The organism is Leifsonia sp. McL0627, from assembly GCF_058244615.1.
Window position 1 is genome coordinate 1305640 of record NZ_JBZCGM010000002.1, and the last position, 26058, is coordinate 1331697.

Annotated in this window: 24 protein-coding genes, 3 tRNA genes and 2 pseudogenes; 20 read left to right on the forward strand and 9 right to left on the reverse strand. The window is 69.0% G+C overall.

The window, feature by feature from the left end; genetic code table 11:
- Positions 1-15: 15 nt before the first annotated feature.
- The 4 genes and pseudogenes from ubiE (at position 16) to AC37TH_RS06925 (ending at position 4728) form a co-directional block, all read left to right on the forward strand.
- The gene (ubiE, locus tag AC37TH_RS06910) at positions 16-1143 is read left to right on the forward strand and encodes a bifunctional demethylmenaquinone methyltransferase/2-methoxy-6-polyprenyl-1,4-benzoquinol methylase UbiE (protein WP_490763599.1); all 1128 of its coding nucleotides are present in this window, start codon (positions 16-18) and stop codon (positions 1141-1143) included.
- Positions 1143-2220: pseudogene (locus AC37TH_RS06915) on the forward strand (polyprenyl synthetase family protein). Before ubiE ends, AC37TH_RS06915 begins: the two are co-directional and overlap by 1 nt.
- A gap of 18 nt (positions 2221-2238) precedes the next feature.
- Positions 2239-3633 (forward strand): FAD-dependent oxidoreductase, encoded by a 1395-nt coding sequence (locus tag AC37TH_RS06920; protein ID WP_490763600.1) that lies wholly within the window; start codon positions 2239-2241, stop codon positions 3631-3633.
- A 78-nt stretch (positions 3634-3711) separates the two neighbouring features.
- Complete coding sequence (locus AC37TH_RS06925; RefSeq protein WP_490763601.1) at positions 3712-4728, forward strand: alpha/beta hydrolase; 1017 nt, start codon at positions 3712-3714, stop codon at positions 4726-4728.
- 70 nt (positions 4729-4798) lie between these two features.
- Here AC37TH_RS06925 and AC37TH_RS06930 read toward each other — a convergent pair whose 3' ends face one another.
- Positions 4799-5287 (reverse strand): YajQ family cyclic di-GMP-binding protein, encoded by a 489-nt coding sequence (locus AC37TH_RS06930; RefSeq protein ID WP_490763602.1) that lies wholly within the window; start codon positions 5285-5287, stop codon positions 4799-4801.
- A gap of 88 nt (positions 5288-5375) precedes the next feature.
- Positions 5376-5519: a hypothetical protein gene (locus AC37TH_RS06935; protein WP_490763603.1), complete on the reverse strand. Its 144-nt coding sequence runs from the start codon at positions 5517-5519 to the stop codon at positions 5376-5378.
- Between the two features lie 158 nt (positions 5520-5677).
- Between AC37TH_RS06935 and AC37TH_RS06940 the strand changes: the two genes are divergently transcribed.
- Entirely contained in the window at positions 5678-5908 is a 231-nt protein-coding gene (locus tag AC37TH_RS06940; RefSeq protein ID WP_490763604.1) for a DUF2283 domain-containing protein, read from the forward strand.
- Here AC37TH_RS06940 and AC37TH_RS06945 read toward each other — a convergent pair.
- The gene (locus AC37TH_RS06945) at positions 5905-6528 is read right to left on the reverse strand and encodes a TetR/AcrR family transcriptional regulator (RefSeq protein ID WP_490763605.1); all 624 of its coding nucleotides are present in this window, start codon (positions 6526-6528) and stop codon (positions 5905-5907) included. The genes AC37TH_RS06940 and AC37TH_RS06945 overlap by 4 nt on opposite strands.
- A 64-nt stretch (positions 6529-6592) precedes the next feature.
- On the opposite strand from AC37TH_RS06945, the pseudogene AC37TH_RS06950 reads away from it, so the two are divergent.
- The 7 genes and pseudogenes from AC37TH_RS06950 to AC37TH_RS06980 form a co-directional block, all read left to right on the forward strand.
- A pseudogene (locus AC37TH_RS06950) lies at positions 6593-7486 on the forward strand (DHA2 family efflux MFS transporter permease subunit); the annotation flags it as partial.
- A 115-nt stretch (positions 7487-7601) separates the two neighbouring features.
- Positions 7602-8141: a hypothetical protein gene (locus tag AC37TH_RS06955; protein WP_490763606.1), complete on the forward strand. Its 540-nt coding sequence runs from the start codon at positions 7602-7604 to the stop codon at positions 8139-8141.
- A 49-nt stretch (positions 8142-8190) separates the two neighbouring features.
- Positions 8191-8850 carry a DedA family protein gene (locus AC37TH_RS06960; RefSeq protein ID WP_490763607.1) on the forward strand — a complete coding sequence of 220 codons (660 nt, stop codon included), beginning with the start codon at positions 8191-8193 and terminating at the stop codon, positions 8848-8850.
- A gap of 26 nt (positions 8851-8876) precedes the next feature.
- Entirely contained in the window at positions 8877-10109 is a 1233-nt protein-coding gene (locus tag AC37TH_RS06965; protein WP_490763608.1) for a sensor histidine kinase, read from the forward strand.
- Positions 10106-10780 (forward strand): response regulator, encoded by a 675-nt coding sequence (locus tag AC37TH_RS06970; protein WP_490763609.1) that lies wholly within the window; start codon positions 10106-10108, stop codon positions 10778-10780. The genes AC37TH_RS06965 and AC37TH_RS06970 overlap by 4 nt, the downstream gene beginning before the upstream one ends.
- A 139-nt stretch (positions 10781-10919) precedes the next feature.
- Positions 10920-12449 carry an acyltransferase family protein gene (locus AC37TH_RS06975; RefSeq protein WP_490763610.1) on the forward strand — a complete coding sequence of 510 codons (1530 nt, stop codon included), beginning with the start codon at positions 10920-10922 and terminating at the stop codon, positions 12447-12449.
- Positions 12407-12793 (forward strand): helix-turn-helix domain-containing protein, encoded by a 387-nt coding sequence (locus AC37TH_RS06980; protein WP_490763611.1) that lies wholly within the window; start codon positions 12407-12409, stop codon positions 12791-12793. The genes AC37TH_RS06975 and AC37TH_RS06980 overlap by 43 nt, the downstream gene beginning before the upstream one ends.
- Positions 12794-12868: 75 nt before the next feature.
- Here the strand turns inward: AC37TH_RS06980 and AC37TH_RS06985 are convergent, their stop codons facing one another.
- Entirely contained in the window at positions 12869-13438 is a 570-nt protein-coding gene (locus tag AC37TH_RS06985) for an ATP-dependent Clp protease proteolytic subunit (RefSeq protein ID WP_490763868.1), read from the reverse strand.
- A 184-nt stretch (positions 13439-13622) separates the two neighbouring features.
- Here AC37TH_RS06985 and AC37TH_RS06990 point away from each other — a divergent pair.
- The 3 genes from AC37TH_RS06990 to AC37TH_RS07000 all read left to right on the forward strand — a co-directional run bounded on the left by AC37TH_RS06990 (position 13623) and on the right by AC37TH_RS07000 (position 15895).
- Positions 13623-13704: transfer RNA gene (locus AC37TH_RS06990), tRNA-Tyr, on the forward strand.
- A 241-nt stretch (positions 13705-13945) separates the two neighbouring features.
- Entirely contained in the window at positions 13946-14758 is an 813-nt protein-coding gene (locus tag AC37TH_RS06995; protein ID WP_490763612.1) for an inositol monophosphatase family protein, read from the forward strand.
- A gap of 141 nt (positions 14759-14899) precedes the next feature.
- Positions 14900-15895, forward strand: a complete 996-nt coding sequence (locus tag AC37TH_RS07000) for a M23 family metallopeptidase (protein ID WP_490763613.1) — start codon at positions 14900-14902, stop codon at positions 15893-15895.
- Between the two features lie 81 nt (positions 15896-15976).
- On the opposite strand, the gene AC37TH_RS07005 is transcribed toward AC37TH_RS07000, so the two are convergent.
- A complete protein-coding gene (locus tag AC37TH_RS07005) occupies positions 15977-17740 on the reverse strand; it encodes a glycoside hydrolase family 13 protein (protein WP_490763614.1) in 1764 nt (587 codons plus the stop codon).
- A gap of 74 nt (positions 17741-17814) precedes the next feature.
- On the opposite strand from AC37TH_RS07005, the gene AC37TH_RS07010 reads away from it, so the two are divergent.
- On the forward strand, positions 17815-19773 hold the full coding sequence (locus AC37TH_RS07010; protein ID WP_490763615.1) for a glycoside hydrolase family 13 protein: 1959 nt from the start codon (positions 17815-17817) through the stop codon (positions 19771-19773).
- Positions 19774-19862: 89 nt separating this feature from the next.
- Here the strand turns inward: AC37TH_RS07010 and AC37TH_RS07015 are convergent, their stop codons facing one another.
- Complete coding sequence (locus AC37TH_RS07015; RefSeq protein ID WP_490763616.1) at positions 19863-20759, reverse strand: pentapeptide repeat-containing protein; 897 nt, start codon at positions 20757-20759, stop codon at positions 19863-19865.
- Between the two features lie 122 nt (positions 20760-20881).
- Between AC37TH_RS07015 and AC37TH_RS07020 the strand changes: the two genes are divergently transcribed.
- The 3 genes from AC37TH_RS07020 to AC37TH_RS07030 all read left to right on the forward strand — a co-directional run bounded on the left by AC37TH_RS07020 (position 20882) and on the right by AC37TH_RS07030 (position 22273).
- Positions 20882-21838: an aldo/keto reductase gene (locus tag AC37TH_RS07020; protein ID WP_490763617.1), complete on the forward strand. Its 957-nt coding sequence runs from the start codon at positions 20882-20884 to the stop codon at positions 21836-21838.
- A gap of 257 nt (positions 21839-22095) precedes the next feature.
- A tRNA-Thr gene (locus tag AC37TH_RS07025) sits at positions 22096-22167 on the forward strand.
- A 32-nt stretch (positions 22168-22199) separates the two neighbouring features.
- A tRNA-Met gene (locus AC37TH_RS07030) sits at positions 22200-22273 on the forward strand.
- A gap of 84 nt (positions 22274-22357) precedes the next feature.
- Here AC37TH_RS07030 and AC37TH_RS07035 read toward each other — a convergent pair.
- Positions 22358-22978: a hypothetical protein gene (locus AC37TH_RS07035; RefSeq protein WP_490763618.1), complete on the reverse strand. Its 621-nt coding sequence runs from the start codon at positions 22976-22978 to the stop codon at positions 22358-22360.
- Between the two features lie 180 nt (positions 22979-23158).
- Positions 23159-24247 carry an ABC transporter permease gene (locus AC37TH_RS07040; RefSeq protein WP_490763619.1) on the reverse strand — a complete coding sequence of 363 codons (1089 nt, stop codon included), beginning with the start codon at positions 24245-24247 and terminating at the stop codon, positions 23159-23161.
- 85 nt (positions 24248-24332) lie between these two features.
- Here AC37TH_RS07040 and AC37TH_RS07045 point away from each other — a divergent pair, with 85 nt between their 5' ends.
- Entirely contained in the window at positions 24333-24926 is a 594-nt protein-coding gene (locus AC37TH_RS07045) for a TetR/AcrR family transcriptional regulator (RefSeq protein WP_490763620.1), read from the forward strand.
- A 62-nt stretch (positions 24927-24988) separates the two neighbouring features.
- Here AC37TH_RS07045 and AC37TH_RS07050 read toward each other — a convergent pair whose 3' ends face one another.
- Entirely contained in the window at positions 24989-26014 is a 1026-nt protein-coding gene (locus tag AC37TH_RS07050) for an aldo/keto reductase (protein WP_490763621.1), read from the reverse strand.
- Positions 26015-26058 lie beyond the last annotated feature (44 nt).

Below are 26058 nucleotides of genomic sequence, written 5' to 3' on the forward strand. Positions count from 1 at the left end.
GCCTAAGCTAGAGGGGTGAGTAAGGCCGACCTCAGTAAGCAGCCCGCCCAGGTCGCCGCCATGTTCGATCAGGTGTCGACGCACTACGACAGGACCAACAACGTCCTCTCGATGGGCAATGCGGCACTCTGGCGTGTGGCGACGACGAAGGCCGTCGGCCCGCGCGCCGGCGAGACGATCCTCGACGTCGCGGCGGGGACGGGCACGTCGAGCGCGTCCCTCGCCAAAAACGGCGCCACCGTGGTGGCCGCCGACTTCTCCGAGGGCATGATCGAGGTCGGGCGTCGCCGGCAGGCGGACAACCCGTTCGTCCGGTTCGTGCAGGCGGACGCGATGGAACTCCCGTTCGACGACGACCAGTTCGACGCCGTCACCATCTCCTTCGGCCTCCGCAACATCGTCGACCCCAAGAAGGCGCTCGCCGAGTTCTATCGCGTGACCAAGCCGGGCGGACGCGTCGTGATCTGCGAGTTCTCCCAGCCCCCCGCCTCCATTGTGCGCACCGGATACTCGGCGTACCTCCGTTTCGGGATGCCCGTGCTGGCCAAGGTGGCGAGCTCAAACCCCGCCGCCTACGAATACCTGATGGACTCCATCGAAGCCTGGCCTTCCCAGCCGGTGCTCGCCGACTGGCTCCGCGAGACCGGGTTCGAGCACGTTGCCTACCGCAACCTCACCGCCGGCATCGTCGCCCTGCACCGGGGGTACAAGCCTCGGGATGCGGGTGGAGCGCGCGCGACGGACGCTGTGGCCGCCAAGAGGACGCCCGCAGCGAAGTCCGCCGACGCGAAGCCCGCGGCTGCGAAGGCAGCTACGGCCAAAACCGCCGCCGCGAAGCCTGCGACCGCGAAGGTTGCAACCACCAAGCCTGCAGCTGCGAAGCCCGCGACTGCGAAGCCCGCCGCGGTGAAGGCGGCCGCTGCGAAGCCTGCGACTGCGAAGCCTGCCGCTGCGAAGACGGCTGCCGCGAAGCCTGCCGCGGCGAAGCCCGCCGCTGCGAAGACGGCTGCGAAGCCCACCACCACCAAGCGCACCACACGCACCACCGCAGAACCCACCACCGCCAAGTCCGCGCGCTCTGACCGAGCGACGGGCGCCACGGGGGCGACGGATTCGTCCGGCGTCCCACCCGAGGGGGAGTAGTGCCACCAAGCGTCCCCGCTGTGCGACGCACCGCGTCGCTGTCCAGCCAGATCGGTCTGACCGAGCGGATCTTCTCGTCCGGGCAGGACAGGGAGCTCGCTGCCGCCGTCGACGCGGGCCTCGCCCTCGTCGAGGAGGGACTGCACGCCGAGATGCGGTTCGCAGACAACCTCGCCGATGTCACCGCCCGGTATCTGCTGGAGGCGGGTGGCAAGAGGGTGCGTCCATGTTGACCCTCCTCGCGGCGCAACTCGGGCAGGGGAACCCCCCGAGGTGCTGCAGGCGGCGGAGGCCGTGGAGATCACGCACCTCGCCTCGCTCTATCACGACGACGTCATGGACGACTCGCAGATGCGGCGCGGGGTGCCGAGCGCGCAGTTCGTCTGGGGCAACTCCGTGGCCGTGCTGACCGGAGATCTGCTGTTCGCCAGGGCGAGCAAGATGGTCTCGATCCTGGGCGAGCGCGCCATCCAGTTGCAGGCGGACACGTTCGAGCGACTCTGCCTCGGACAGCTGCACGAGACGATCGGCCCGCAGGACGGTGAGGACCCCGTCGAGCACTACATCAAGGTGCTCGAGGACAAGACGGGCTCGCTCATCGCCGTCGCCGCTCAGATGGGTGTCGTCTTCGCGAAGGCTCCGGAAGAGTACGAGCAGCCCGTCGTGACGTTCGGCGAGAAGATCGGCGTCGCCTTCCAGATCATCGACGATGTCATCGACCTCTCGTCGAAGGGCGTCAAGGAGACGGGTAAGACGCCCGGCAACGACCTCCGCGCCGGTGTCGCCACGCTTCCCGTGCTTCGACTGCGCGAGCTGGCCGCGACCGACGCCGACGCGCGCGCTCTGCTCGAACGACTCGAGCGGGACGTGATCGGCACCGCGGAGGACGGCGCGATCACCCCGGAGGCGACGGCTGCCATCGCGGCGCTCCGCGACCACGAGGTCACCGCCCAGACACTGCAGGAAGCCCACCGCTGGGCCCGCGAGGCCGTCGAAGCGCTCGAACCGCTGCCGACCGGTCCCGTCAAGAAGGCGTTGATCCGCTTCGCGGACACCATCGTCGAACGTTCCAGCTGAGCAAGAAAGACACAACGAATGACCAAATTGCGACTGGCCATCGTCGGTGCGGGACCCGCCGGCATTTACGCGGCGGACATCCTCCTGAAGGCGGAGCGTGCCTTCGACGTCTCCATCGACCTCTTCGAGCAGCTGCCTGCGCCGTACGGCCTCGTGCGCTACGGCGTCGCCCCTGACCATCCGCGCATCAAGGGCATCATCACCGCGCTTCGCGAGGTGCTCGACCGCGGTGACATCCGCATCTTCGGCAATGTGACCTACGGCACCGACATCACCCTCGACGACCTCAAGCGTCACTACAACGCCGTCATCTTCTCCACGGGCGCCGTGCACGACGCCGACCTGGACATCCCGGGCGTCGACCTCGAAGGCTCCTACGGCGCGGCCGACTTCGTGAGCTGGTTCGACGGTCACCCCGACGTTCCGCGCACCTGGCCGCTGAAGGCCGAGTCTGTCGCCGTGATCGGCAACGGCAACGTCGCGCTGGACGTGTCGCGCATCCTCGCGAAGCACGCGGACGACCTCCTCCCCACCGAGATCCCGGACAACGTCTACGAGATCCTCAAGAGCTCGCCGGTGACCGACGTGCACGTCTTCGGTCGTCGTGGTCCGGCGCAGGTGAAGTTCACCCCGCTGGAGCTCCGCGAGCTCGGCGAGCTGCGGGACGTCGACATGATCCTCTACGACGAGGACTTCGACTACGACGAGCAGTCGAAGGCCGCTATCGCCAGCAACAAGCAGGTCATGGTCATCGACCGCGTGCTGCAGCAGTGGCGCCAGCGTGAGGTGGGGAACGCATCCCGCCGGTTGCACTTGCACTTCTATGCCAAGCCGCTCGAGGTCGTCTCCGACGGCGAAGGGCACGTCGCCGCCTTCCGGTACGAGCGCACCGCGTCCGACGGCGAGGGCGGCGTGCGCGGCACCGGCGAGATCCGCGAGGTGCCGATCCAGGCGATCTACCGCGCTGTCGGCTACTTCGGTTCGCCGCTGCCCGGCATCCCGTTCGACAAGAAGCACGGTGTGATCCCCAACCACGAGGGTCAGGTGCTGCGCAAGGGCGACAACGAGCGCATGTACGGGGTGTACGCCACCGGGTGGATCAAGCGCGGACCCGTGGGACTCATCGGTCACACCAAGTCGGACGCCATGGAAACCATCAAACATGTGATCAATGATCAGGGGAACTGGTGGGCGCCCACCGACCCGTCCGAGGAATCTGTGGAGAACCTGTTGCGCGAGCGGGGTGTGGAGTACACGAACCTCGACGGCTGGCACAACCTCGACACGCACGAGCAGGCTCTCGGAGCCGAACACGGGCGCGCGCGCATCAAGGTCGTTCCCCGCGACGAGATGATCCGGGTGTCGAACGCGACGCCGGTCGAGGCAGCCACGGAGACCGCGACCGAGAACTGATCGGCCGCCCCTCCGTTCCGGCCGCCCGTTCCGCAGGTGCGCTCGCGCGAATTCCTCCACGCCTGCCACGCTGGGGTCATGACGCGCGCGCAGGAGTGGACGCCGGATGTGCTGGGGGAGCCGTTCGAGCAGCTGACGCTGCCGCTGAGACCGGACACGGAGGGCGAGGTCGTCGCGACCCTCGTGCGCTACGCGCCGCCGCCGCGCCTGTCCGACCTACGGCTGCACCGTCCCGTCGCTGCGGACACCGACGTGCTCTACGTGCACGGCTGGTCCGACTACTTCTTCCAGAAGGAGCTCGCCCGGTTCTGGCATGACAGCGGAGCCCGGTTCTACGCGCTCGACCTGCGTAAGTACGGCCGGAGTCTGCGCCCCTGGCAGACCCCCGGCTTCGTGGACGACCTCGCGACCTACGACGAAGAACTGGATGCGGCCCTGTCGGTCATCCAGAACGGCACACGCGACGGCGAGCAGAACGGCGCGCAGAACGGCCGCCGCCTGCTCCTGCTCGGCCACTCCACCGGAGGTCTCACGCTCAGCCTCTGGGCGGACAGGCATCCCGGCCGGGTGGATGCGCTGGTGCTGAACAGCCCGTGGCTCGAGTTCCAGGCGCACTCCGCCGGGCGTGCAGCGCTCGCGCCGCTGATCGGCCTGACGGCGCGCGTCGACCCGAAGGCCCCGCTGCCGAACGTCGACCTCGGCTTCTACACGCGGAGCGTTTCGTCGACGATGGAGGGGGAGTGGGACTACGACCTCGCCTGGCGACCGGTGCGCGGCTTCGCCGTGCTCCCCGCGTGGCTGAACGCGGTGATGGCCGGGCACGCGAAGGTCGCGGCGGGGCTCAGCATCGAGGCGCCCGTGCTCACGATGGTGTCAGCGCGCTCGACGATTCTGCCGCGCTGGACGCCGGAGATGCTGAGCTCCGACATCGTGCTCGTGGTCGACGAGATCGCGCAGCGTGCGCTCAAGCTGGCACCGACCGTCACGGTCTCGCGTATCGACGGCGCGCTGCACGACATCTTCCTGTCGCGCGAGCCGGTGCGGCGGGCAGCCTACGCCGAGCTGCAGCGTTGGCTGCGCGGCTACCTGCACTGAGCAGGATGCGGACGCAGACGATCGGGATGCGCGGCCACCCACTCGGCGCCGGCCGCGCATCCCGTTGCTGTTAGCGGAAGTTGATGAACTGCAGCGCGACGTCGAGGTCGGCGTTCTTGAGCAGGTTCATCGTGGCCTGCAGGTCGTCGCGGCTCTTCGAGCTGACGCGGAGCTCGTCGCCCTGGATCTGCGACTTGACGCTCTTGGGGCCCTCGTCACGGATGAGCTTGTTGATCTTTTTGGCGGCGTCCTGCTCGATGCCGTTCTTGATGCCGGCCTCGATGCGGTACTCCTTGCCGGAGGCGTAAGGCTCACCGGTGTCGAGGGAGCGGAGCGAGATGCCGCGCTTGATCAGTTTCGACTCGAACACTTCGAGGACGGCCTTGACGCGCTCCTCGGTGTTGGCCTTCATCATGACCTTCTCGCCGCTCCACTCGATGGAGGCGCCGACGTTCTTGAAGTCGTAGCGCTGCTCCACCTCTTTGCGTGCCTGGTTGAGGGCGTTGTCGGCCTCCATCTTGTCGACCTTGCTGACCACGTCGAACGATGAGTCTGCCATTCGTCGCCACCTTCCTGAGAGAACTACGGGTGCCGTGCGGCACCACACAATTCAAACAGGGTCTCGCGCGAACGCCAATACGGCGCGGCTACGCGGTCTGCTGCAGTTCGGCCAGGTAGGTCACGTGGCAGCCGTCTCCGCCGCACTCCACGCACATCGTGACTTCGTCATCGTGCTGGAACGGGTCGGCGCCGGTTCCATCGCACCGTTCGCAAATCTCCAACGTTCTCATGCCGACGATTCTGCGCCGCACCACCGACATTGCGGGCAGTGGATGCGGGGTGTCGCGGATCGGCGCGCGTCCCGTCGTGCACACGTCCTCCTCGCGGAGAACGCGACGTGGTACGAGAGTCCGACGACACGCCGCAACCGCCTTCCTAGGCTCGACGCATGCGCATCACCTACGACCCGGAGCTCGACGTCGCGCACGTTCGACTGGATGTCCCGGCGGATCCGTCCCTGCCGGACAGGTCCGCCGTTCCGGATGCTCCGGCCGCCGGCGCGCACATCGACGCGGAGTTCGACGCGGCCGGCTTCCTGGTCGGGTTCGAGGTGCTCGGGGCGCACCTGGTTCTACGGCCGGACGTCCTCGCCGCAGCGGAGCGGTCGAGCAGCGCCTAGCGTGCTTGCGGAGCGCCCACCGCATCCACTGGTCGCACCAGCGGGAGGTAGATGGTGTCGATGATCTCGGCGACGCTCTCCGCAGGCATCGGCCGGAAGGTCATGATCGCGTCGTGCCGGAACAGGTCGAACGGCAGCGCCTTGATGCGCGGCGTGAGGCGGGCCGGGTCGATCTCGCCGCGCTCGATGGCGCGGTCGGTGATCGTGTCCAGGGCCGACGCGCTGCCACCGAGTAGCACAGTGCGGAGGTCGGACAGGCTGGTGCCGGTCTCCACGAAGTAGCTGCCGAGGTGGACGCTGAGCGCCGCCGCGAAGCCGAGGCGCGTCCGGTTGGCGATTTCCAGGAGTGCGATGAGGTCGCCGCGCAGGCTCCCCGTGTCCGGGGTGGCCGGGCGGTCGCGGGAACCCGCGCGGCCGATCGCGGCTTTGACGAGGTCTTGCTTGGTCGGCCAGCGGCGATAGACGACGGGACGGCTGGTGCCGGCCCTGCTCGCCACCGCGTCGATCGTGAAGGCTGCGTATCCGTGCTGCACGAGCTGGTCCCAGGCGGCGTCGAGGATCGCGTTCTCGAGCTCTTCGCCCCGGCGACGGCGGGCGGGCGCTTCCTGTACAAGATCCATTTGCGTATCTTATCGCGCGGACCTATGATCGCCATAAGATACAGTCGCGTCTTAAGGAGTCATGATGGCGGAGAAGACCAAGCTCGATCCCGGGGTGGTTCGCATCGCGGTCGTCGTGATCGTCGGCGCGCTCGCCGTGATCTTCGACACGACCATCGTCAGCGTCGCGCTGCACACCCTCGCGACCGACCTGCACACCTCCATCGACACCATCCAGTGGGTCAGCACCGGCTACCTGCTCGCGCTCGGCGTCACCATCCCGATCGTCGGCTGGGCGCAGCAGCGCATCGGCGGCAAACGGCTCTGGATCATCGCGCTCGCTGTCTTCCTGCTCGGCTCGATCCTCTGCAGCCTGGCCTGGGACGCCCCGAGCCTCATCACGTTCCGTGTCGTGCAGGGCGTCGGCGGCGGCATCATGCTCCCGCTCATGTCCACTATGGTCATGCAGGCCGCCCACGGTCAGAACCTCGGAAGGCTGATGTCCGCGGTGAGCCTCCCCGCCGTGCTCGGCCCGATCCTCGGACCGGTGATCGGCGGCCTCATCCTCAGCTTCCTCGACTGGCGCTGGCTGTTCTGGGTGAACGTGCCGTTCTGTGTCGTCGGCATCGTCCTCGCCATCCGGATGCTGCCGCGCGACACCCTCGGAGCCCGCCCGAAACTCGACTGGGTGGGGCTCGTGCTCCTGTCGCCCTCGGTGGTCGGCCTGCTCTACGGGCTGTCCAACGTCAGCAAAGAGGGCGGATTCGGCCGCGCCGACGTGCTCATCCCCGTGATCGCCGGTGTTCTGCTGCTCGTGGCGTTCGTGCTCTGGTCGCTGCGACGCGCAGACGGCGGACTGGTCGACGTGCGGCTGTTCCGGAACCGGCCGCTCGCCTCCTCGTCTGCCCTGCTGTTCCTCTCCGGGGCATCGCTCTACGGCGCGATGCTGCTCCTTCCCCTCTACTTCCAGGAGGTCAGAGGAACGGACGCGCTCGGCGCCGGGCTGCTGCTGGTGCCACAGGGCATCGGCACCCTGTTCAGCCGGCGCGGCGGCCGGACGATTCACCGACCGGTTCGGAGCGCGGTGGGTGTCGATGGCCGGCTTCGCAATTGTGGGGGTTGCGACGGTGCCGTTCGCCTTCACCACCGCGACAACGAACGAGTGGATCCTGATGGTCGCCCTCCTTGTGCGCGGCTTCGGGCTCGGCGCTGTCACCATCCCGCTGATGGCTGTCGCGTTCGTGGGGCTGGAACGCCCTGAAGTGCCGCACGCGAGCATCCTCACCAGGATCGCCTCCCAGCTCGGCGGATCGTTCGGGGTGGCGCTGCTCGCCGTGATCCTGCAGGGCGCCGCGGTGGGTGCGCACTCGCTCGACGGGATCGCGGACGCGTTCGACCAGGCGTTCTGGTGGGCGATCGGGTTCACGGTGCTGGCGATCGGGCTGTCGCTGTTCCTGCCCGGCCGACCGGCGGCCGTGCCCGGTGCGCAGGAGACGCCGGGCGAACCGGTGGAGCCTGCGAAGGCGCTGCCGCAGGCGCCCCGAACAGGCACCTGCGTCGACGGGGGATATCCCTCTGCGGTAGGGGTCGCCGGGTACCGTCGGGTGACGCGCAGCCGCACTCCGCGTTCGTAGCCTCTGGAGATGGGCGGAACCCTCCGCCCGCATCCGGACGGAGTGCGACGTGGACGCAGTGAACGAACTGATCGTGCAGGCGGTGTCGTCGCCGTGGATCTACCTGCTGGTCGTCGCCGTCGTCTTCGTCGACGCGTTCTTCCCGCCGGTGCCGAGCGAGTCCGTGGTGATCGCGGCGGCAGCGGCGAGCATCAGCCTCGGGCAGCCGAACATCGCCCTGATCGTGCTGTGCGCGGCAGTCGGTGCGATCGCGGGGGACAACGTCACGTTCGCCATCGGCCGCGGCGTCGGGGTCACCAGGTTCCAATGGATGCGACGACCCAGGATGCAGGCCGCCGTCGGCCGGGCGCGCGCTGGCCTCGACCGCCGCGCCGCCGTGCTCCTGCTGACCGCCCGGTACATCCCGGTCGGCCGGGTCGCCGTGAACCTGGTCGCCGGTGCGTCCGGCTTCCCCCGCCGCCGGTTCTTCACACTCTCGATCCTCGCCGGGCTGTCCTGGTCGGCGTACTCCGTTACGGTGGGACTGCTCGCCGGGCACTGGCTGCACGGCAACCCGCTGCTCGGGATGCTCGCCGGGATCGCGATGGGAGTCGCGACCGGGCTGCTGATCGACGCGGGGATGCGGTTCACGAGGCGTGCTTCGGCAACGCAGGCACGCCGGAACGCAGCCCTGGTGCCGGCACAGTGCGCCGACGGACACGCGGAATGACGGCGCGAGCAATGACGATGAGCGGAATGACGATGACCACCAGCCAGCCCCCACTGCACACCAGGCTCGACGGGATGCTCGTTCTCCTCTGGGGGATCGGGTCGACTGCCGCCGTGGTGATCCTCGCCCTGACTTCGGCGCTCGGCGCCTCTCTCTACGGCATCCCCGTGGTGCTCGCGCTCGGTCTCGGGCTGGCGCAGGGCGCATCCATTGTTGTCGCCATCGTCTCGCCGCGGCTCGCGGTCGTCGTCTCCGTCGTCGCCCTGGTCGCCGCGGGGTTCGCCTCCGTGCCGGACGGCGCGAGCCCGTGGCCGATCGCCGTGCCGACGATCGTCGCGCAGTCGCTCGTGCTCATGATCGCCACGCTGCGCTCCGACTGGCGCGTCGGGCTGACCGGGTGGGCAGGCGGTGCGCTCGGCGGCATCCTGGTCGCCCTGGTGGCCGCCCGCCCGCCCGCGACATCCGGTGCCGTCGTCGCCGACCTCATCGTGTTCGCGTCGATCAGCGCCGCGGCGCTGCTGGGGGCGACGCTGGTCACGAAGTGGCAGGACGTGCGCCGTCAGCTCCTCCGGGAGAAGCAGATCTCCGCGTCGGAACTGACCCGCCGCGAGCTCGCGGAGGAGCGCACCCGCATCGCCAGGGAGCTGCACGACGTGGTCGCCCACGGCATGTCCGCCATCCAGGTGCAGGCGTCGAGCGCCCGATACCGCATCCCGTCGCTGAGCGAGGAAGCGGCGGACGAGTTCGACGACCTCGCGGCGACGGCGCGGGCGGCGATGGGCGAGATGCGCAGACTTCTCGGCGTGCTGCGCAGCGAGGACACCGTGGTGGAGACGGCCCCGCAGCCGGGGATCGGGGAAGTCGCCGCGCTGGTGGCCCGATCGGCCAAGGCGGCGGGGGCGGTCAGGCTCGACGACCGCCTCCCCGCGCAGGACGCCGCGGCGCTCGACCCCGCCGTCTCGCTGACGGTCTACCGCATCGTGCAGGAGGCGCTCAGCAACGTGGCCAGGCACGCCACGGGCGCGACGACGGCCGTGCTGCTCGACCGCTCGGGCGACACGATCGAGGTCTTCGTCCGCAACGACCGCGCCCCTGGGCGCCCGGCCTCGGCCCCGGCACCGGATGCGGGTGGGCACGGGATCCGCGGGATGCGCGAGCGCGCCGCGCTGCTGGGTGGCAGTCTGGTGGCGGAGCGGACGGACGACGGCGGCTTCGTCGTCCGTGCGAGCATCCCCGCAGCCTCGAAAGGAACAGCATGACGATCACCGTACTCATCGCCGATGACCAGGCGATGGTGCGGGCCGGCTTCGCCGCCATCCTGGACGCGCAGGACGACATCACGGTCGTCGGCCAGGCGGCGGACGGCGAAGAGGCCGTCGCGCAGGCCAGACGGCTGAAGCCCGACCTCGTGCTGATGGACGTCAGGATGCCGGGGATGAACGGCATCGACGCCACCAGGGAGCTCGTCCATCCGACCACCCGCGGTGAGCCGCACATCCCGCTGGTGCTCGTGCTCACCACCTTCGACGCCGACGACTACGTGCACGAAGCGCTCTCGGCAGGAGCCAGCGGGTTCCTGCTCAAGGACGCGACGCCCGGCGACCTGGTGCAGGCGGTCCGCGTCGTGGCCGCCGGGGATGCGCTGCTCTCTCCCCGCGTGACCAAACGGCTCCTCGAACGTTTCGCCGCCCAGCGCCCCGCGGGAAGCGCACACGCATTGCAGCTCGCCGACCTCACCGACCGGGAGCGCGAGATCCTGGTGCTGATCGGTCGTGGCCACTCCAACGGCGAGATCGCCGCCGAGCTGTTCATCGCGGAGCAGACGGTGAAGACCCACGTCAGCCGTATCTTCAGCAAGCTCGGCCTCCGCGACCGGGTGCACGCGGTGATCCTGGCGTTCGACGCCGGACTGGTGGAACCGGCCTCCTGAGTCGGTGCCGCCTGCCCGGGCTGCCTGCCCGTACCGCCGTACGGGGTCGGGTTGGCTCCGCGGGCGGACGACCGCAGGGCGAGCGCGCTGAGACGCTTCCGTCGACGGCCCACCGTGGGCCGCGATGGGAGCGCAGCGGATGTCGCAGTCGGCAGTTCTGGAGGACGCGGGTCGCGCGTCAGGTGGTGCCGCATCGGGTGCGGTGGTGGGGTCAGCGCGGGATGTGCGCGCCGGGCGGGATGTGCGCGCCGGGCGGGACTCGGCGGTGGACGTCGCGCGGGCGGGCTGTCTCGTGATGGTGGTGCTGCTGCATTCCCTGATGGTCGGCGTAAGCGTCACCGCGGGCGCGCCGGTGCTCGAGAACGCCCTCGATGGCTGGTCCGGGCTCCCGGCGCTGACCTGGCTGGCGCAGGTCATGCCCCTCTTCTTCGTGCTCGGCGGATTCTCCAGCTCCCTCCACTGGTCCGGGATGCGCGCCCGCGGCATGACGCCGGCCGCATACGTGGCGGGACGGATGCGCCGCCTGCTGCTTCCTGCGGTCGCCGCGATCGGCGCGTCCGCCGTGGTGCTCTCCATGTTGACCCTCGTTGGCGTTCCGGCGACGGTGGTCGCGACGGCGGGGTTCCGGCTGAGCCAGCCGCTCTGGTTCCTCGGGGTGTACGTGCTGTGCACGGCCGCGGTGCCCCTGACGGTCGCCGCACACCGGAGGCATCCCCTTGGCTCCCTGGCCGTGCTTGCGGCGCTGGCCGTCTCCGTCGACGTGGTCCGCCTGTCGACCGGGGTGACGGCGGTCGGGTTCGCGAACCTGCTGTTCGTCTGGCTGCTCGTGCAGCAGCTCGGCTACGCGCTGGCGGACGGCACTGTCGCCGCCTTCCCACGCCGGGCGCGCTGGATGGTCGCCGTCGGCTCCCTCGCAGCACTGTTCGTCCTGGCGGCGACGGGCGTGTACTCCTTCGACCTCCTCGCCGACCTCAACCCGCCGACGTTCGCCCTCGTGCTGGTCGGCGTCGCCCAGCTGTGCCTGTTCGACCTCGCGCGACCCGTCGTGAGCCGCCTCGCTCGCCACAGGATGATCGGCGCGGCCGTGCGCGCGATCAATGCCCGCGCGATGACGATCTACTCGTGGCACATGCTCGCCATCATCGGGCTGACCGGCCTGCTGCTGCTGTCCGGAATGCCGCTGCCGGCGCCGCGCTCGCCGGAGTGGTGGGGGACGCGCGGGCTGTGGTTGGCGGCGGTCCTGGTGGTGGTCGCGGCGGTGGTCGCTGTGGCCGGGCGGGTGGAGGCGGGACGTGGGCGTGCCGTGAGTGCCGAACGTGCTGTGCCTGCTGTGCGCGCCGAGGTCCGGCGTGATTCCGCTCCGCTCGCGGGCGGCTCCGGTCTCGGCTGGCTGTCCGCCGCCTCCGGAGCAGGGGGCGTTCTCGTGATCCTGCTCGCCGGGTCGTCCGTCGCCGGGTGGGTCACCGGATGCGCGTTCGTCGCCGGAGCACTCGTCGCGGCGCGGAGGTGCGAAGCGCACCCGGACGCTGCCCCCGATTCTGCCCTGAGCAGAATCCGCGGGAGGGTGGTGCGCGTCAGCGGGCGCGCGCCTAGGCTGGCGGACACGTCGACGGATGAGGAGGGGACATGCTGCTCAGACACGCGATCGGCGCTGTGCTCCGACGGCTGAGGCTCGAACGCGGGGAAACCCTGCGGCAGCTGTCCGAGACGGCCAGCGTCTCCATCCCGTACCTGTCGGAGATCGAGCGGGGACGCAAGGAGGCCTCGTCGGAGATCCTCGCCACGCTGTGCCGGGTCTTCGGCATCGGCGAAGGCGAGCTTCTCACCCGAGTCGCCGCCGAGTTCGCTGCGACGGAGCTCGTCCACCTTCGATCCGTCGATCTCCGCAGTGTCGATCTCCGCAGTGTCGATCTCGCCAGTGTCGATGTCAGCAGTGTCGATCTCGCAACTGTCGAGCCCCTTCTTACCGCTCCGCAAGACGCCATCGCCCCGCGCATCCTCCTCGCGGCCTGACCGGCTCGGTGCGTCCGACACCAGACGCACCGGCCTGCCCGCGGTCTCTCCGTCCACCTCGACGTGCAGCACGGTTCACCCCTTCGGCAGCGCGCGGGTCGAACCGATCACGTGGTCCACGAAGCCGTACGCGAGCGCTTCGTCGGCGGTGAACCAGCGGTCGCGGTCTCCGTCGTCGAGGATCTGCTCGATCGGCTCCCCGGTCTGGACGCTCGTCAGCTCCGCCATGCGCTTCTTGAAGTAGAGGATCTGTTTCGCCTGGGTCTGGATGTCCGCCGAGGTACCTCCGAAGCCGCCGTGCGGCTGGTGCATCACGACGCTCGCGTTCGGCAGCGCGTACCGTTTGCCCACTGCGCCGGACGACAGCAGGAACTGCCCAGCCGATGCGGCGAAGCCGAGGGCGACGGTCGCGACATCGGCCTGCACGAAGTTCATCGTGTCGAAGATCGCGAACGCCGCCGTGATGGAGCCGCCCGGCGAATTGATGTAGAGGAAGATGTCGCGCTCCGGCTCGATCGAGTTGAGGATCAGGAGCTGGGCGCAGATCTCGTTGGCCGAGTCGTCGGTGACCTCGCTGCCGAGGAAGACGATCCGCTCCTCGAGCAGGCGTTTGAAGATCAGCTGGTCTGGTGGGTTGTCCGTCATCGTGGTCATGAGCCCATCCTGCAAACGGGGACCGGTGCGGCGCGAGCGTTTCTGCCGGGGGCGAATCTGCCGACGGCAGACCAGGGGGCCGGCTGGGTATGCGCTGATTTCGTCTGCGGGCGTTGCATGAGTATCCTTGGTGAGCGCCTTCGATCACGAGAACACTGGTGGTCGGGAGCGCCACGGCGGGTTACCCAAGCGGCCAAAGGGATCTGACTGTAAATCAGACTGCTCAGCATTCGGGGGTTCGAATCCCTCACCCGCCACATCGCCTGAAAGCCCCGGTCTCCGCGACCGGGGCTTTGGGTTTCTCCCGCCCTCTCCGACGCGCATTCCCGTTCGGTCATCCCACGAACGAGTGGTCCCGAATTGCCGTGCGCACACGTGTCGCCGCGGCAATTCGGGACCACTCGTTGGGGTGGCGCGTGTTGTTACGGCAATTCGGGACCACTCGTTTCTTCTGGACCACTCGTCGCCCAGCGACGGCGGGTCTGTCAGGCTGTCGTCATGCCTTCCAACGCCGAACTCCGAGACATCGCGCTCAGCATCGCGCGTCGCGCCGCCGACCTCGCCTTCCTGCGGAGGGCGGAGGGGGTGGAGGTCGCCGCCTCCAAGTCGACGCTGACCGACATCGTCACCCGTGCCGACCGTGAGGTGGAGAACCTGGTGCGCGCGGCCATCGCCGCCGCCCGCCCGCGCGACGGGTTCCTCGGCGAGGAGTCCGGGGGAGGGGAGGGCACGAGCGGCCTCACCTGGGTGGTCGACCCGATCGACGGCACGGTCAACTACTTCTATGGGCTCCCCGCGTACGCGGTCAGCATCGCGGTCGTCGAGGGCGACCCGGATCCCGCGACCTGGCGGACGCTCGCCGGCGCCGTCGTCAACCCGGTCAGCGGGGAGTCGTTCACCGCGTCGGCCGGAGGGGGTGCGAAGCTCAACGGCCGCGAATTGCACGTCAACCAGGGGGTTCCCCTCGAACTGGCTCTCGTCGGAACCGGCTTCGCTTACGACGCGGAGAAGCGGGAACGCCAGGCGGCCTTCGTGGCGCAACTGATCGGCAAGGTGCGGGATGTCCGGCGGATCGGGACGGCGTCGCTCGACCTCTGCAACGTGGCGTCCGGACGATTGGATGCGTACTTCGAGCGCGGCCTGAACCCGTGGGACCACGCGGCGGGCGCGCTGATCGCCCGGGAGGCCGGCGCGACGGTCGGTGGTCTCGGGGACGCGCAGGCCGGGGCCGAGCTCATCGTGGCGGCACCGCCGGCCGTGTATGACCAGCTCAACCCGTTGGTGCAGGCCTACTACGCGGACTGGCGCTGACATACCCATGCGTTCGCATATTTTTTGCTGCATGTATTGGGAAGTTGGTTATCTATTCGTTACATTGGGGTAGTTGTCCTGCGTCCGCGCAAGTGCATCCCCCTGTGAACGTCTGAGAAAGATCGAAAGCCGAACATACCGTTGACTCCCGACCGCCTGCCCTCCCCGGTGCCCGAGCGCCCGGACCAGGCATCGGCGACTCCGGATGCCGCGACCCAGGATGCGACCCCGGCACTCACGCGCCGGGAACTGCGCGAGCGTGAGCGCATGGCGGAGGCCGCGGGGTCGTCCGCGGCGACAGCAGCGACCGGAGCGACCGCAACGTCCGCATCCAGTGCGGCCTCACCTGACCGCCGCACCAGCACCAGCACCAGTACCACGCCGCGTCCCGCCAAGACCGCACCCTCCTCGAGCCCCACCCGCGTCAGCAGGGGCGTCAGCATCGCCGCCATGGCGTTCGTGCTCGCGATCGGCGTCGCCACCTCCGTGCCCGCGATGGCGTTGCTCACCGAGGACGACGTGCGTGCTCAGGCGCTCCAAGCCCAGTACGTCGCGTCGCGCGCGCAGGACGCCGAGCTGCAGGATCTGTCGGCTCCCGCCCAGGGCGGCGTCGCCTCCATCGTCCGCGAGGGCGCACAGGTGACCTCCCGCGAGAAGATCGCCGGGTTGCGTTCGATGCGCATCGCCGACACGTTCACGAACAACCCGAACGGCGCCATCCAGTGGCCGTTCCCGGTCGGCGTTCCGATCTCCGACTGGTTCGGGCCCAGGGTCTCGCCCACGGAGGGCGCGTCCAGCAACCACATGGGGGTGGACTTCGCGCCGGGCTCGGGTGTCCCCATCCAGATCATGGCGGACGGCGTCGTGCGGGAGGTCGTCCTTGGCGACAACGGTGGATGCGGCGTCAACGTGACCATCGACCACATGATCGGCGGACAGCTGGTCAGCAGCAAGTACTGCCACATGCAGTCCGGCTCGGTGCGGGTGACCGCCGGCCAGCAGGTGCGGGTGGCGGAGATCGTCGGGCTCGTCGGCAACACCGGCGTCTCGACCGGCGCGCACCTGCACTTCGAGGTGCTGCTCGACGGCACCCGTCAGGTCGATCCGTACGCCTGGCTCACGGCCAACGCGTCCTGACCTTCGCCCCACTCGTGCGAAAGGCGCGGTGCAGGAGACCCGCACCGCGCCTTTCGCACGAATCATTCCGGCGTCGGACCGCTACGCGCGCAGCCAGACGGTCGTGTCCTGCGGCAGCGCACGGCCGGTGAAGTCGTGGCTCGTGAGCAGGATGTCCCCGTCCGGCAGAGCGACCGGTTCTGTGCCGACGTTCGCGATCACGAAGATATTCCCCGAACGGAATGCGAGCACGTCCGGCCCGAAGTCGGCCCAGTCGAGCGCGCCGAACGCCAGGTCGTGCTCGCGGCGGGCGGCCAGCGCATCCTGGTACATGGTCAACGTCGAGCCTGCGACGCCCTCCTGCGACGAGCGCGTGTACGACGCCCAGGATGCGGGCTGCGGCAGCCAGCTGGCGGCGCCGGGACCGAAACCGTACGACGGGTCCGTCCCCTCCCACGGGATGGGGACGCGGCAGCCGTCTCGGCCGTACCGCTCGCCGTTGGTGCGGAACCAGGTCGGGTCCTGCCTGGCGTCGTCCGGAAGGTCGATCGCCTCGGGGAGCCCGAGCTCCTCGCCCTGGTAGAGGTAGGCGGAGCCGGGCAGCGCCAGCATCAGCGCGGTCGCGGCACGGGCGCGACGCAGCGCGAACGCCGTGTCGGGGATGCCCGCGGACTTCGGCCCGATGCCGTGGCCCTGCAGGTTCTCGCCTTCGAGCGCTAGGCGGGTGGCGTGGCGGACGACGTCGTGGTTGGAGAGCACCCAGGTGCTCGGCGCTCCGACGCTCGCGAACACCGAGATGGAGCGGTCGATCACCGTGCGGAGCGCCGCAGCGTCCCACGGGGTCTCCAGGTAGCCGAAGTTGAAGGTCTGCTGCATCTCGTCCGGGCGCACCCAGCGCGCCAGCTTCTCCAGCGGCTCGACCCAGGCCTCGCCGCAGAGCACGCGGTCGCCTTCGTACTCTTCGAGGACCGTGTGCCAGTCGCGGTAGATGGCGTGAACGCCGTCCTGGGCGAAGTATGGCGGTGTCGGCGGCTCGGTGTCGGCGTGCGCACCGATCTCGGGCTCCAGGGCGACGCCGCCCATGCTGCCGGAGTTGGCGGGGGGCGTGTAGTCGGGGAGGCCCGCCTCCTTGACCATGCCGTGTGCGACATCCACCCGGAAGCCGTCGACGCCACGGTCCAGCCAGAACCTCAGGATGCCGCGGAACTGCTCCCACACCCACGGGTTCTCCCAGTTGAGGTCGGGCTGCGACTTGTCGAACAGGTGCAGATACCACTGGCCGGGCGTGCCGTCTGGCTCGGTCACGCGGGTCCAGGCCGCGCCGCCGAAGATCGACTCCCAGTTGTTCGGCGGAAGCTCGCCGTTCTCGCCCTTGCCGTCGCGGAACATGTAGCGCTCGCGCTCGACGCTGCCGGGAGCTGCGGCGAGCGCCTCCTGGAACCAGACGTGGTGGCTGGAGCTGTGGTTGGGGACGATGTCGATGATGACGCGCAGCCCGAGGCTGTGTGCGCGCTGCAGCATCGCGTCGAAGTCGGCGAGCGTCCCGAAAAGCGGGTCGACGTCGCAGTAGTCGGCGACGTCGTATCCGCCGTCGTTCTGCGGCGACGTGAAGAAGGGGGAGAGCCACACCGCGTCGACGCCCAGGCTGCGCAGGGCGGGCAGCCGGTCGGTGATGCCGGGCAGGTCGCCCATGCCGTCGCCGTTCGCGTCGGCGAAGGAGCGCGGGTACACCTGGTAGATCACCGCAGAGCGCCACCACTCCCTGCCCGGCGTGCTGGGCGCGAGTGCGCTGGTGGATGCGGTCGGCTCAGTGGACGCGCTGGAGGCGCTGTCGTGCGAGGAAGTTGTGGGCGTGATGGTGATCACCTGTCTCGGGAGGGGCTCGGATGGCGGCATCGTCGGCGCTCACGGATATGGTATCCGCCTCCGCTTTGTGGTTGATGTGCGATATCTTCGCTGCGGGCGCGGTGCTCTCCGTGCTTCCGGTGATGGCGCTGTTCCTCGTTCTGCAGAAGTGCATCGTCGGCGTCTCACAGCCGGGAGTCTCAGATGTCGGTCGCGTCGTTCCACCTTCCCCATCACGACGGTTCGCCCGTTCACGTCTCGACCCAGAGCCGTCGCTCGGCGATCAGGTGCAGGTCCGCCTCCGCATCCCGCGCACCTGGGGAGCAGTGGAGGCGGTGCGCACCCGCTCGAATCCCGACCACGAGCCGCGGTTCACCGACGCGCAGCTCATCCGCTCCTCCGACGGCTGGGACTGGTGGGAGGCGACGGTCATCGTCGAGAACCCGGTGCACGGCTACCGATTCCTCATTTCGAGGACGGACGGCCGCAAGGTGTGGGTGAACGCGACGGGCGTGCACGACATCGAAACGCTCGACGCCGAAGACTTCAAGCTGGTCACGTACTCCGCGCCTCCGGATTGGGTGAAGGAGACCGTGCTCTATCAGGTCTTCCCCGACCGGTTCGCGCGCTCGGCAGCCGCCGACGCGAGGGCGCTGCCGGACTGGGCGATCCCCGCATCCTGGTCGGACCCCGTCGACGACGTGCCTCCCGGACGCGCGCAACAGTTCTACGGCGGCGACCTCGACGGGGTGATCGAGCACCTCGACCACCTCGAACGGCTCGGCATCTCCACGATCTACCTCACCCCGGTCTTCCCCGGCAGGTCCAACCACCGCTACGACGCCGCCAGCTTCGCGATGGTCGATCCGCTGCTCGGCGGCGACGAGGCGCTCGCGCGTCTCACCGCCGCCGCGCACGAGCGCGGGCTGCGCGTGATCGGCGACCTCACCTCCAACCATTGCGGCAACGGCCACGAGTGGTTCCAGGCGGCCTACGGCAACCCGGATGCTCCGGAGAGCGAGTTCTTCCTCTGGCTGAACGAGGAGCACACCCAGTACGTCTCCTGGCTCGGCGTCCCCAGCCTGCCCAAGCTGAACTGGAACTCGAACGAGCTGCGGCGCCGGTTCATCGACGGCCCGGACTCGGTGGTCGGCCGCTGGCTGCAGCAGCCGTACGGGCTCGACGGCTGGCGCATCGACGTCGCCAACATGACGGGACGGTACGGGGATCAGGACCTCAACGAGTCCGTCCGCCGGATGATCCGCGCGACCATGCTGGCGGTCAACCCGGACACGATCCTGCTGGGCGAGTCGACGAACGACGCGTCGAGTGACTTCCAGGGCGACGCCTGGCACGGCGCGATGACCTACGCGAACTTCACCAGGCCGGTCTGGGGGTGGCTGTCGGAGGAGGGTAGGGAGTCCAGCTATTTCGGGCTTCCGTTCGGGACGATCCCCACATACACGGGCGAACAGTTCTTCGCGGCGCACCGGCAGTTCACCGCCGGGTTCCCCTGGCGGACGCGGCTCGGCACGATGAACGCGCTCGACACCCACGACACCCCGCGGTTCCTGACCGAAGCGAAGCCGGGCACCGTTCCGGTCGCCCTCGGTCTGTCCGTGACGTTGCCGGGCATCCCGGTGGTGTTCGCCGGCGACGAGTTCGGCCTGACCGGGATCGACGGGGAGGCGTCGCGGACCCCGCTGCCGTGGGGCACGGAGAACACGTCGGCGGCGGACTCGGTCGAGCTGTACGCGAGCCTCATCGGGCTGCGGCGCGCCCACCCGGCGCTCAACGGCGGCGGGATGCGGTGGCTGCACGTCGGCGACGACGCGCTCGCTTTCGTGCGCGAGGCGGAGGACGAGTCGGTGCTCGTGCTCGCAGCGAGGGCTGATGCGTCGTTCGTGCTCGACGTGGATGCGGTGGCGGGGATCGCGGAGGCGCAACGACTGGTGGGGGATGCTTCTGTCGCGGTCGGGGATGACGGCATCCGGTTCACGTCGCGCGGGCCCGTGTTCACGGCGTGGGCGCTGCCGGGGGTTGTGACGGAGTAGCCGGGGGGTGGTTGCGGGCCGGCCGCTGTGGCGTCGCCGGGGGCATCGCGGGCCGGTCGTGGTCACGAGGAGGGCTGGCCGCCCGGCTCTCAGCCGGCCCAGTGCGACGGCCGTTGCACGCCGTCGGGGAGGCGCGTGCGCGCATCCCCTCGCGCCGCATTAACCTGCACCTGCGTGAGATAGATCGCCGTGCGCAGGTCGGCGCCGCAGAGGTTCGCGTCGCGGAGGTCGGCGCCGATGAGCTCGGCGTCGGAGAGGTCGGCGCCGCTCAGGTCGGCAGCGATCAGGAGAGCCCCGCGCAGTTCCGCACCGCGGAGGTCGCGGCCGGAGAGGTCGGCGCCGAGCAGGTCGGCGCCGGGGGCGATGCGGGGGTCACGGCGCGCAGACGTCGGCACGGTCGCGGCCTCGCGAGTGAGGCGGCTCGCCGCGCGCAGCAGCTCGGCGGCCGGAGCGCGAAGCTCGTCCACCTCGATGCTCAGGATGCGATCGGCCGGTGCGGCGGCGACCAGAGCGACCTCGTCGCGGGCAGCGCTGAGCTGCGGGCGCAGGGGAGCGGCGGCGGGCATCCGGATGGCCTCGTCGAGGTACCAGAGCAGTTCGTGAAGCTGACGCACGATCGGGAACACGGCGAACATCTCGCCGCGGAGTTCCGGTCGTTCGCGCCAGTCGCCGCCGCCGAAGGTGTGCTGAGTGACCTGCTGACCCGCCCCGAAGCAATCGAACACCGTGCATCCGCTGAACCCGCGTTCGCGCAGTTCCGGGTGGATCCCGCAGCGGTGGTCGTCGGCGAGGTTGACGCACGGCTCGCCGGCCGCCTTGTCGAACGCGAACTCGGACGAGCGGGCGAACGCGAGAGCCACGCAGCACAGGCCGACGCAGCGCGCACAGTCGGCGAAGAGGTCGGCGCGGCCGCCGCTGTCTCGGCTGTCTGCGCGGTCTCCGTTTTCCCCACGGTGTCCGATTCCTCCGCGCTCGGTGGTGTCCATCCCTCCACAGTACGAACTCCGCGCAACATTTCCACATCTTCATCCGATCCCGGAATAGCGCCAGACACCCCGCGTTAGCGTGAGAGCACCGTCAATCGACGCCCATCGAAGGAGAACCACGAATGACAGCACCGCGCCGCACCATCGGATCGTCCGACCTCTCGGTCTTCCCGCTCTCGCTCGGAGGCAACGTCTTCGGTTGGACGGCCGACCAGGCAACGTCGTTCGACGTGCTCGACGGCTACGTCGGCGCCGGAGGCAACTTCGTCGACACGGCAGACGGATACTCGGCGTGGGTGCCTGGCAACACGGGCGGCGACAGCGAGCGCATCCTCGGCCAGTGGTTCCAGGCGCGCGGCAACCGCGACGACATCGTGCTGGCCACCAAGGTCAGCCAGCACCCCGACTTCAAGGGGCTCGCGGCAGACAACATCCTGCGCGCCGCCGACGCCTCCCTCGAACGCCTCGGCAGCGACCACATCGACCTCTACTACGCCCACTTCGACGACCAGACGGTTCCGCTGGAGGAAACCGTCTCGGCACTGTCCGGCCTGGTCGACGCCGGGAAGGTCCGCTACATCGGCATCTCCAACTACTCGCCGGAGCGCATCGAGGAGTGGTTCAGCATCACCGAGGCGAACGGCCTGCACCGCGCGGTCGCCCTGCAGCCCCACTACAACCTGGTCGAGCGCGACTACGAAGAGAAGTACCGTGCGCTGGCGGAGCGCGAGAACCTCGGCGTCGTGCCCTACTTCGCGCTCGCCGCAGGCTTCCTCACCGGAAAGTACCGCGACGGCGTCACGGTCGACAGCGCCCGCGCAGCCGGAGCGTCGAAGTACCTCGACGACCGCGGCCGTTCGGTGCTCGACGCCCTGGACACGGTCGCGGAGGCACACGGCGCATCGGTCGCCTCCGTCGCCCTCGCCTGGCTCGCGGCCCAGCCGACGGTCGTCGCCCCGATCGCCAGCGCCCGCACACTCGACCAGCTCCCCGACCTGCTCGCCTCGGTGACCCTCGACCTCACCGCCGACGAACTGGATGCGCTCTCGGGCGCCTCGGAGGAGCGCGAAGCCGCCTGAGGCGTCGGCACCCGCGCCCTCCACCGCCTGGTCGCGGCGAGATACCAGTAACTGTCACGAAACGCCCGGGATACGGCGCAGATACTGGCATCTCGCGTTAGGCGGTGGCGGGGTTGTGGAGGGAATTCGACGCCGTCGCCGCACCGGTGTGGGGTGCCTCGGTCCGGTGCCCGTCCGCGTGTACAAAACACCCTCGCGCGGATGGTATCCTCGTACGGTTGCCAAAAAACGCGGAGCGGAAGCTCAGCGCAGGCTTCGCCCCCTTAGCTCATTGGTAGAGCACTTCCTTGGTAAGGAAGAGGTAGTGGGTCCGATTCCCACAGGGGGCTCCCTCCTCCCGCGTTAGACAGCGGGAGGCAGCGGCGGGGTAGCTCAGGTGGTTAGAGCACACGGCTCATAATCGTGGTGTCGCGGGTTCGAGTCCCGCTCCCGCTACTGGCCCCGAGATCTCGCCATCTCGGGGCTTTTTTCATGCCCGCTGATCGGGCTTGTCATCTGTTCGCCGGCCATTCGCTGCTTTCAGCCGAACAGGATGTGAAGGAGCCTCGGTGTGTAGGTATCGGGTCCGGCGTTGTTCCAGTCCGAGGCGAGCCAGATGCCTTGCCCGAGGAACTGGGACTCGCCGATGGAAACCCCAGTGTGCGAGTCGTCCGTCAGGCACCACTGGCCACCGTACTCAGCGGTGCACGTCCAGCCGAGTTCGTTCAATCTCGTGATCGCGGCTTGTTCGGTCGCGTCATCAACGTGACGCAGCTGAGTGGTGAGGAACGTGGTGCTGGGGCCGGTGGGGGGAGCCCAATCGCAGATCATGCCCGGATCGGTCGACAGCATGCCCGCCAGCGTCGGGTCGTACGTGCCGTAACCAACCGAGACGGATCGCGCTTCGCCCGGCCCTGACTTCCACGTCGGATTGAGCACCAGCGAACCATCCGGTGAGATGAACGTCTTCTGGCCGGAGAAGAACGCGTCGCAATTGGCGGGTAGCCCGTCGACGACGCTCGGACTCGGGTCAGGTGCCGGGGCGCTGGACGCGGCGCTGGCCGAGGCCTTGGATGCGGTCGGCGCGCTGGCGGAAGACATGCTGCAACCGGCAAGGGCGAGGACGACGATGCAGACGAAAGCGGGTGCGGCGAGCTTCACATCGATGACATTACCTCCCCGGATGTGCACTACCGACCGTGTCGCCCTAGCCGGAAAGGCGCACGATCTCGCCGTCTCGGGCCTTCTTCCTGTGCAAAAACGCCACCATCGGTCGGGCCTCTCCGCAAGGCTCGACCGATGGTGGCGGTCAGGTCGCCGGCTCTGCGGCCGGCGGAGTGTTCAGGCGAGGACCGCCTCTGCTTCGACATCGGCGGGGTTCTCCTCGATGGCCAAGCGACCCTGGTCGCGGAAGTGGCCGATGACGATGAGGATGAGGCCGCCCACGGCCCATGCGGTCAGCACGAGGATCGGGAATGCGGGGTTGGCGTCATGGAAGTATGACGTGTCCCGCAGGAGAGAGATGCCGGCTCCCGGGGGCAGGAACTGGCCGATCGCGCCCCAGGGGACGGGAAGGAACTCCTTCGGGAACGCCGCCCCCGAGATCGGGTTGCCGATGAGCATGAAGAGCACCGGCCCGACGGCGACGCCGATGCGGCCGAGCAACGAGGCGAATCCGACGATCGTCGCTCCCATCGCGAGGAGGGTGAGCGCGAAGGCGCCGGCGTTGGCCCAGTATGAGCCACCGAGGAAACCGAACCAGCCCTGCATGATCCCGGCGATGGCGAGGCCGCCCACGACGGCATACGTGAAGAGGGACACGACACGACGCCACGCTCCGCTGACCGCGAACGTGATGCCGATGCCGCCGATCATTCCGCCGAACACCAGGGGAAGAGCGGCAGCCGTCAGCCCGACGCCGCGCGGGTCGGTGCTGACCAGGGGGACGACGTCCGTCAGAGGCACGGTCACCGTCGGCACCGTCGGGGACCCGGCGGCCTTCGCTGCCGCGGCCGCCTGGGCCTGCGCCTGCGTCTCGAGCTGGGTGTGCAGCTGCGTCATGAGCTGGTTGGTGGCGGCGCCGGCGGCCGACGCGGTCAGGACCTCCGGAGTGGTGCCGAGGATGATCGCGCCGTAGGCGTCGCGGGTCTTGATCTTCGACACGGCGGCCGCGCGATCGGACACGACGATCAGGTCGAATGCTCCGTCGGCCTGCTTGTCGAGAGTGGTCTTCACCTGATCGACCGCCTGAGCGGGGCCAGCGATCACGACCGGCACGTTCTGCGGGTTGACGGTGGCGCTCGGCCACGAGAACGCGAGCACGATTACGCACACCACGGCCGAGAGCAGGACACCGAGGACCCCTGCGCGCAGCCACGGAGTGTGGGGCGCAGCTGGTGCTGCTTGCCCTGGTGTTTCTGGCGACGTCATCGTAATCTCCTGGTTCGACTAAAAAACGAATACTCGTTCTTTATAGTTGAACTTCGCATAGGATGCAATCGGAAAGGGGTGGCCGGTGCCCAAGGTAACCGAGGCGTATCGCGAAGCACGGAGGGATCAGATCATCGATGCCGCGATCGCCTGCTTCATCAGGAACGGCATCCACGCCACGACGATGACCGATGTCATCGCCGAGTCCGGGCTGTCTGCTGGTGCGATCTACGTCTACTTCGATGGCAAGCAGGAGCTCGCGCTGGCCGCCGTTCGACGCGAAGGGGCAGGGCGGTCGTCGGGGATCGACGCGGCCAGTCTCGACGGACCCATTTCACCCTCGAACCTGCTGAGGGTGCTCGACTCCGACTTCTCCCGCCGACCGCGCACCAGGACGATCGTGCTCCAGCTCTGGAGCGAGGCGGCCACCGACCCGGAGTATGCGGAGGTAGCGACGAGTGCATTCGCAGCGCTCACCTCCACGCTCTTCGCGCCGCTCACGAGGTGGGCGCAGCAAGCCAGAGGCATGGCTCCGGATGCGGCGTCGCAGTGGGCGGAGACGATCCTTCCTGCGATGCTCGCCCTTCTGCAAGGACTCGCACTGCAGCAGACCGTCATCCCGGAGTTCGACAAGGAGCGTTTCCTCGCGGGAGTCGACCTCCTCTTCGCGCAGGCGTGAGTCGAGGGCGACCTCTTCGCGCAGGGGTGAGCCGAGGGCGACGCCTTACGCGATGGACGCCGTCACTCCGCCGAACGCTCGCGGTTCGGGCGGCGCCGGAGTGAGGCGTCCGCCACCTCCGGTCCCCGATAGACCATGTCCATAGCGCCGATGCTCTCACCGGGCGGGACGATCGCGTCGATCCGGTCGAGCACGTCGTCGGAGAGTGCGACGTCGACCCCGGCAAGCGTGTCCTCGAGCTGGTCCATCGTCCGGGGGCCCGCGATCGCGGAGGTCACGCCCGGGTGCGCGATCACGAAGGCCATGGCCAGGTGGGTGAGCTTCACGCCCACCTCGTCCGCCAGTGCGATCAGCTGCTCGACGGCCGCGAGGCGCCGCTCATCCCGGAAGTGCTGCATCCCGGTGCGAGACGACCGGAAGTTGTCGTTGTCCTGCCCGGCCCGGTAGCGGCCGGTCAGGGTGCCGCCGGCGAGCGGGCTGTAGACGAGGGTGCCCATGCCGTAGCGCTGGGCGACCGGCAGGATCTCCCGCTCGATCTCGCGGTCGAGGATGGAGTAGTTGGGCTGCTCGGTGCGGAACCGTTCGAAACCGCGGCGCTCGGACATCCACTGGGCTTCGACGATCTCGGAGCCGCGCATGGACGACGATCCGATCGCACGGACCTTGCCCTGGCGCACGAGGTCGGTGAGCGCGGAGAGTGTCTCGTCGATGTCCGTGTCGGTGTCCGGCCGGTGCAACTGGTACAGGTCGATGTGGTCGGTCTGGAGGCGGCGGAGCGACCGCTCGACCGCCTGGACGATCCAGCGGCGGGAGGCGCCACGGTGGTTGAGGTCGTCGTCGACCGGACCCCAGAACTTGGTGGCGAGCACGACATCGTCGCGGCGGCCTTTCAGTGCCTCGCCGACGACCTCCTCCGAGTCGCCGTAGCGGTCGGCGGTGTCGACGAAGTTGATCCCGGCGTCGAGTGCCCGGTGGATGATCCGGACGCCCTCGGCCCGGTCGGGGTTCCCAAGCGACCCGAGCATCATCGCGCCGAGCGCGAACGGGGTGACCTGGATGCCGGTGCGGCCAAGAGTTCTGTACTGCATGATTTTCTGCTCCTCGCGGGTGTGAATCGTGACAGCGGCCCCGC